The organism is Microbacterium sp. UBA3394, from assembly GCF_002358725.1.
Lineage (GTDB): Bacteria > Actinomycetota > Actinomycetes > Actinomycetales > Microbacteriaceae > Microbacterium > Microbacterium luteum.
Genome location: NZ_DEPK01000032.1, coordinates 48,754 through 55,334, shown reverse-complemented (window position 1 = coordinate 55,334; position 6,581 = coordinate 48,754). Strand labels below are relative to the sequence as shown.

6 protein-coding genes are annotated in these 6,581 nt (G+C 71.8%); 4 read left to right on the top strand and 2 right to left on the bottom strand.

The genetic code is table 11. From position 1 onward, the window contains the following. On the bottom strand, nt 1–576 hold a 576-nt coding region (locus B4E30_RS01930), incomplete at its 3' end, for an FAD-dependent monooxygenase (RefSeq protein WP_286793264.1). Between the two features lie 94 nt (nt 577–670). Here B4E30_RS01930 and B4E30_RS01925 point away from each other — a divergent pair. From B4E30_RS01925 to sufU, 4 genes are all read left to right on the top strand, one after another. Further along, entirely contained in the window at nt 671–2,323 is a 1,653-nt protein-coding gene (locus B4E30_RS01925) for a glycoside hydrolase family 13 protein (RefSeq protein WP_286793263.1), read from the top strand. Between the two features lie 140 nt (nt 2,324–2,463). Continuing rightward, on the top strand, nt 2,464–3,717 hold the full coding sequence (locus B4E30_RS01920) for an amidohydrolase (protein ID WP_286793262.1): 1,254 nt from the start codon (nt 2,464–2,466) through the stop codon (nt 3,715–3,717). Between the two features lie 251 nt (nt 3,718–3,968). Further along, complete coding sequence (locus B4E30_RS01915) at nt 3,969–5,279, top strand: aminotransferase class V-fold PLP-dependent enzyme (RefSeq protein WP_286793261.1); 1,311 nt, start codon at nt 3,969–3,971, stop codon at nt 5,277–5,279. Further along, nucleotides 5,279–5,746: a Fe-S cluster assembly sulfur transfer protein SufU gene (gene sufU / locus B4E30_RS01910; protein WP_194384259.1), complete on the top strand. Its 468-nt coding sequence runs from the start codon at nt 5,279–5,281 to the stop codon at nt 5,744–5,746. The genes B4E30_RS01915 and sufU overlap by 1 nt, the downstream gene beginning before the upstream one ends. Nucleotides 5,747–5,807: 61 nt before the next feature. On the opposite strand, the gene B4E30_RS01905 is transcribed toward sufU, so the two are convergent. After that, on the bottom strand, nt 5,808–6,581 hold a 774-nt coding region (locus B4E30_RS01905; protein ID WP_286793260.1), incomplete at its 5' end, for an ABC transporter permease subunit.

Below are 6,581 nucleotides of genomic sequence, written 5' to 3'. Positions count from 1 at the left end.
CACCGGGCCGATCGCCTCGTTCGCGGGCACGAGTCCGTTGAAGTTCGTATAGCCCGAGTACTCCCGCTCGATGCCGCCCCCGGTGACGTAGTCGCGCACGAAGGAGCGCGCGCCGTCGGCGCCGATCACCATGTCGGCGGTGTCGGTCGACCCGTCGGCGAAGGTGACCGTCACCGTCTCGCCGTCGTCTTCGATGGCCGTGGCCGTGCTCGAGAGGTGGATGCGGTCCCTCCCGAACGTCTCCATGAGCAGTCCCTGCAGGTCGGCTCGGGCGACCGGGTACGGCCGCTGCCCCGTGAGGGTCGTCACCGGCTCGAGCGAGAAGCGGCACATGACCTCGCCGGAGACGCCCTCGTAGTACGCCATGTCATCCATGCGGCCGCCGAGCGCGGCGACCTCCTCGGCCAGGCCGAGCCAGTTGAGCACCTTGACCCCGTTCGACCACAGCGACAGGGCGGCCCCCACCGGCTTGTTCTCGCGCATCTTGTCGTAGATGACGACGTCGTGCCCGAGGCGCTGCAGCGCGATGCCCGCGCTGGCGCCGCCGATTCCGGCGCCGATGATCAGGATCTTCATGTGGTGAACATTAGGAGGTGCGTGTCACGGGCCTGTTACACGGGGGCTTCGCGGAGCGGATCGGCGGATGACCGCGGCCATTACACTGGCGCGCATGACGGAATCCCCTCGCTCCGGCACCGAATGGTGGCGCACGGCGGTCATCTACCAGATCTATCCGCGATCGTTCGCGGACACGTCCGGTGACGGCATCGGCGACCTGCGGGGCGTCACCGAGCACCTCGACGACCTGGCCGCCCTCGGAGTGGATGCGCTGTGGCTGAGCCCGTTCCAGACATCGCCGCAGAAGGACGCCGGCTACGACGTCGCCGACTACTGCGATGTGGATCCGATCTTCGGCACGCTCGCCGATTTCGACGAGATGCTCGCCGGCGCGCACGCGCGCGGCATCCGCATCATCGTCGACCTGGTTCCCAATCACTCCTCCGACCAGCACGCCTGGTTCCAGCAGGCTCTCGCCGCCGCTCCCGGAAGCCGCGAGCGCGCGCGCTACATGTTCCGCGACGGCCGGGGCGACGACGGATCGGTGCCGCCGAACAACTGGGAGTCCGTCTTCGGCGGCCCGGCGTGGTCGCGCATCACCGAGGCCGACGGCACGGCCGGGCAGTGGTACCTGCACCTGTTCGACGCGTCGCAGCCCGACTTCGACTGGTCCAACCCCGAGGTGCAGGAGATGTTCCGCGGGGTGCTGCGGTTCTGGCTCGACCGCGGCGTCGACGGGTTTCGGGTGGATGTGGCCCACGGCCTGGTCAAGGCGGACGGCCTGCCCGACTACACGCCGCCGGAGGACGCCGCGTCAATGGGTGGCGAAGAGGCCGACGTGCCGTACTGGGGTCAGCCGGGCGTGCACGAGATCTGGCGCGACTGGCGCCGGGTGATGGAGGAGTACGACGGCGACCGCGCCCTGTGCGCTGAGGCCTGGATGCCCGGACCCGACATCACCGCGCTGTGGGTGCGCTCGGACGAGATGCACCAGGCGTTCAACTTCCCGTACCTCGAGACGGCGTGGCGCGCCGCTGATCTGCGCGAGGTCATCACCGACTCCCTCCGCGCCTTCGGCGGCGTCGGTGCGCCGGCCACGTGGGTGCTGTCGAACCATGACGTCGTGCGGCACGCATCCCGTCTCGCCCTCACCGCCGAGAACCCCCAGGGCGCCGGCATCGGGCCGAAGAGCAAGGGCAAGCCCGACCCGGTCGTGGGCCTGCGCCGTGCCCGGGCCGCCACCACCCTGATGTTCGCGCTGCCGGGCTCCGCCTACGTCTACCAGGGCGAGGAGCTGGGCCTGCCGGAGGTCATCGACCTGCCGGATGAGGCGCGTCAGGATCCGACCTGGTTCCGCACGGGCGGCGAGCGCTACGGCCGCGACGGCTGCCGTGTGCCCATCCCGTGGGTCTCGGATGCCCCCGCCTACGGTTTCAGTCCCGAGGGCGCGTCGTGGCTGCCGCAGCCGGCGGAGTTCGCCGGCTTCGCTCGCGACGTGCAGGAGGACGATCCGGATTCGACCCTGTGGCTGTACCGCACCCTTCTGGCCGAGCGGCGCGAGCGCGCGCTCGGCGCCGGCGAGCTGGAGTGGCTCGACGGATTCGGGGACGACGTCGTGGCGTTCCGGAACGGCGGGCTGACCGTTGTCGCGAACACGGGCACGGATGCGGTGACCCTGCCGTCGGGTGTCGTGGTGGCACAGAGCGGCCCCCTCGCCGGCGACACCCTGCCCGCCGACACCGCCGTGTGGCTCGCCGACGCGTAGGGCGCTTCGCCGACCCGCCCCTTTCTCGCCGAGCCACCCCCATCCACACCGGAGGAACGGGCCGGCTCGACGCGAAGGGGGTGGCTCGAGGCGAGGGAGCGAGCCGCGACGGGGGCGAGGTGACGACGTAGGCTCGGGACATGGCCTCCGACCTCGACACCCGCACCGACCTCGAACGCCTGTACATCGATCTGCACCGCCACCCGGAACTGTCGTTCCAGGAGACGCGCACCGCCGGGGTCATCGCCCGCGAGCTCGACGCGCTCGGGATCGAGTACGAGGAGGGCGTCGGCAAGACCGGCATCGTCGGGGTGATCCGCAATCCCGATGCGACGGGTGAGGCCGGGCCGACGGTGTGGCTGCGTGCCGACACCGACGCCTTGCCGGTGGAGGAGCGCACGGGACTCGACTACGCGAGCACCGCGCGCGGCACCGATCCGCAGGGCACGGATGTGCCGGTCATGCACGCCTGCGGCCACGACATGCACGTCAGCGCGATGCTCGGTGCCCTGCGCCGGCTCGTCGCGACCAGGGACGAGTGGGTCGGCACCGTCGTGGTCATCTTCCAGCCCGCCGAGGAGTACGGCGCCGGCGCGAAGGCGATGATCGCCGACGGCGTGCTGGATCGGTATCCGCGACCGGATGTGGTGCTCGGCCAGCACGTCACGCCTCTGCCCGCCGGCACCATCGGCGTGCGCAGCGGCACGCAGATGGCCGCCTCCGACGGCCTGCGCGTGACGCTCTTCGGGCGCGGCGGACACGGATCGCGCCCGCACGCCACGGTCGACCCGATCGTGATGGCCGCGGCCACGGTCATGCGGCTGCAGACGATCGTGTCGCGCGAGGTCGACCCGCGGGATGTCGCGGTCGTCACCGTGGGTGCGCTGCACGCGGGTCTGAAAAACAACATCATTCCGGCCGAGGCCGTGCTCGAGCTCAGCCTGCGCTACCCCGACGACGAAGCGCGGGAACGCGTTATGGAGAAGGTGGAGCGCATCGTGCGGGCCGAGGCCGCAGCATCCGGAGCCGAACAGGCACCCTCGATCGTCATCGACCACACGCTACCGCCGACCGTGAACGACGCCGGCGCCACGGAGCGCCTCAGCGCCGCCTTCGACCGCCACTTCGGTGAGGGAACGGTCGTCGACCCGGGCATGTTCACCGGCAGCGAGGATGTGTCGTGGTTCGCCCGCGAGTCGGGCGCCCCCCTCGTCTACTGGTTCTGGGGCGGCATCGACGCCGACGCCTATGCGGCCGCTGTCGCGGCGGACACGGTGGAGCGCGACATCCCGACGAACCACTCCCCGTTCTTCGCCCCGGTGCTGCAGCCGACGCTCGACAACGGCGTGGCGAACGTCGTGGTCGCCGCCCGCGAGTTCCTGGCCCCCCGCTGACCCACCCGGCGCCCGGCCCGGCCCCCGCCGCGGCCCGACCAGGCGCCCGCAACCCCAGCCCGGCCCCGCAACCCCAACCCGGCCCCGGCATCCCAGCCCGGCCCGACCACCCCGAAGGTCGGAGAATCAAGCCGATGTCGGAGGATTTCACGCCGATCCTCCGACATCGACGCGATTCTCCGCCGAACAAGACGGACGAACGCGGCCGGCGCCCAGCGACCACGGATGCTGCGCGGCGTAGCCTGGATGGTGTGAACTCCCCCGCCCTCTCGTCCGGCGGCGCACCCGCGGCTGCCGGGGCGCTCGACGCCGCCGCGCTCCGCGCCGACTTCCCGCTGCTGGCGGACCGCGCGAGCGATGAACCGCTCATCTACCTCGACTCGGCGGCGACCGCGCAGCGACCCCGGGCGGTCATCGACGCCGAGGTCGACTACATCGTGCGGGCGAACGCGGCCGTGCACCGGGGTGCGCACACGCTCGCCGCCGACGCGACCGAGCTGTTCGAGGATGCGCGCGCCACGGTCGCCGGATTCGTCGGCGCCGACGCCGATCAGCTCGTCTGGACCTCCGGCGCGACCGCCGGTATCAACCTCGTCGCGTACGCGATCGGCAACGCCACCGCCGGTCGCGGCGCTCCCGCGAGCGCCCGGTTCGCGCTGCGACCCGGCGATGAGATCGTCGTGACCGAGAGCGAGCACCACGCCAACCTCATCCCGTGGCAGGAGCTCGCGGCCCGCACCGGAGCGGTGCTGCGCCACATCGGGGTGCACGACGACGGCACGCTCGACCTCGACGCGGCTGCCGAGATCATCGGCGCACGGACTCGGGTCATGGCCTTCCCGCACGTGTCGAACGTGCTCGGCATCGTCAACCCGGTCGACCGGCTCGTCGCCCTGGCGCGAGAGGTCGGCGCTCTGACGCTGATGGATGCCTGTCAGTCGGCGCCGCATCTCGCCCTCGACCTGCCGGCGTCTGGCGTGGACCTGGCCGTGTTCTCGGGGCACAAGATGCTCGGCCCGAACGCGATCGGCGGCCTCTACGGCCGCGCGGACGTGCTCGAGGCGCTGCCGCCTTTCCTCACCGGCGGTTCCATGATCACGACCGTCACGCTCGACGAGGCGGACTACCTGCCCGCGCCGCAGCGCTTCGAGGCGGGCACGCAGCCGGTGTCGCAGGCCGTGGGGCTCGCCGCCGCCGTGCGCTATCTCGAGAACGTCGGCATGCCCGCAGTCCACGCGCACGAAGCGCGCCTGGAGCGGCGGATGCGCGACGGACTCCGCGAGGTCCCCGGCATCCGCCTGCTCGGCGACGCCGACGGCACAGAGCGCGTGGCGCTGGCCGCGTTCGACGTCGAGGGCGTGCACGCACACGACGCGGGGCAGTTCCTGGATGCGCGCGGCATCGCCGTGCGCGTCGGACACCACTGCGCCGCGCCCCTGCACCGCCGCTTCGGCATGACCGCATCGGTGCGGGCGAGCGCCACCCTGTACACCACCGACGCCGACATCGATGCCTTCCTCGACGCCGTCGCCGGCATCCGCCCGTTCTTCGGGGAGAGCTGATGAGTCTCGAATCCCTCTACCAGGAGCTGATCCTGGACCACTCCAAGCGCCCGAAGGGCAAGGGGATCGCCGAGGCGACCGAGCGGTCGGCGATCTCGCACCAGCGCAACCCGATCTGCGGCGACGAAGTGACGCTGCAGGTGCGGCTCACCGACGACGGCGCGGGAATCCGCGACGTCACCTGGGACGGCGCTGGCTGCTCCATCTCGCAGGCGTCGGCGTCGATGCTCGTCGCGCTCGTCGACGAGGAGCGCGACCTCGCCGACGGTGCCCCGATGCCGGTCGGCGACGCCCACGCCCTCATCGAGAGGTTCCGCGAGGCGCTGCGCTCGCGCGGCGCCATCCCGCTCGACGAGGAGACCTTCGGCGACGCCGCGGCGTTGTCGGGGGTATCGAAGTACACCGCACGCGTCAAGTGCGCGATGCTCGCGTGGGTCGCCCTCGAAGACACCCTCGCCCGCGCCTGAACCTCACCCGCGCCTGAAGCCTCGCCCGCGCCTGAGCCGTGCCGGCACCGCACCCGCCGGGTCAGCCGAGGATGTCGCGCCGTCGCAGCGCGAACGTCGCGACGGCGACGAAGGCCAGCGCGAAGCCCCACAGGAGCGCAAGGCCGGGCGCATCGAACCCGTTCCCGAGCGGCGACTGCCCGTATGCCCAGAAGAAGGGCGAGAAGCGCTCGAGGTCGGCGAGGTCCTCGCTGTTGTTCGCGACGGCCTGCACGACGAACGACGCCGCGGCCACTCCCGCTCCGGCGCCGATCGCCCACGACCGCGCGCCGGTGATCGCGCCGGCGGCGAGCGCGACCGCGGCGAAGAGGAAGCCGAGCCCGGTCCACGCCGCCACCTCGGCGACGATCCGTCCCACCTCGAGATCGAGCTGCGACGGTTCGTTCAGCACCAGCAGCGTCGCGAGCACCACGGCGCCGACCACGAGCACGCGCACCAGCACGGCCGCGGCGCTCTCCAGCGCGTACTGCACCCGACCGACGCCGTGGGCGATGGTGAGCTCGAGGCGACCCGACTCCTCCGCACCGGCGATGACGGATGCGCCCCACGACACCGCGGCCACGGCCATGAGCGCGAAGCCGACGAGGCCGAAGAAGGTCGCCTGGGTGTATCCGGCGCCGGAGGTGATGTCGTCGTAGCCGAGGGTGCGGACGAGCTCCGGCGGCAGGCTGTCGAGCATTCCGGCGAGCTCGGGGGTCTGCATCGACGGAAAGAGGGGCAGGTACACCGCCATCACGACGATCATCCCGGCGCACCACCCGGCGGTTCCGCGCCACCCGTCGACGAGCCAGCGGCG

Excerpts from the sequence above, each read along its gene's own strand:
- B4E30_RS01925 (WP_286793263.1), top strand. The coding sequence starts at position 671 with ATGACGGAATCCCCTCGCTCCGGCACCGAATGGTGGCGCACGGCGGTC.
- B4E30_RS01920 (WP_286793262.1), top strand. The coding sequence starts at position 2,464 with ATGGCCTCCGACCTCGACACCCGCACCGACCTCGAACGCCTGTACATC.
- sufU (WP_194384259.1), top strand. The coding sequence starts at position 5,279 with ATGAGTCTCGAATCCCTCTACCAGGAGCTGATCCTGGACCACTCCAAG.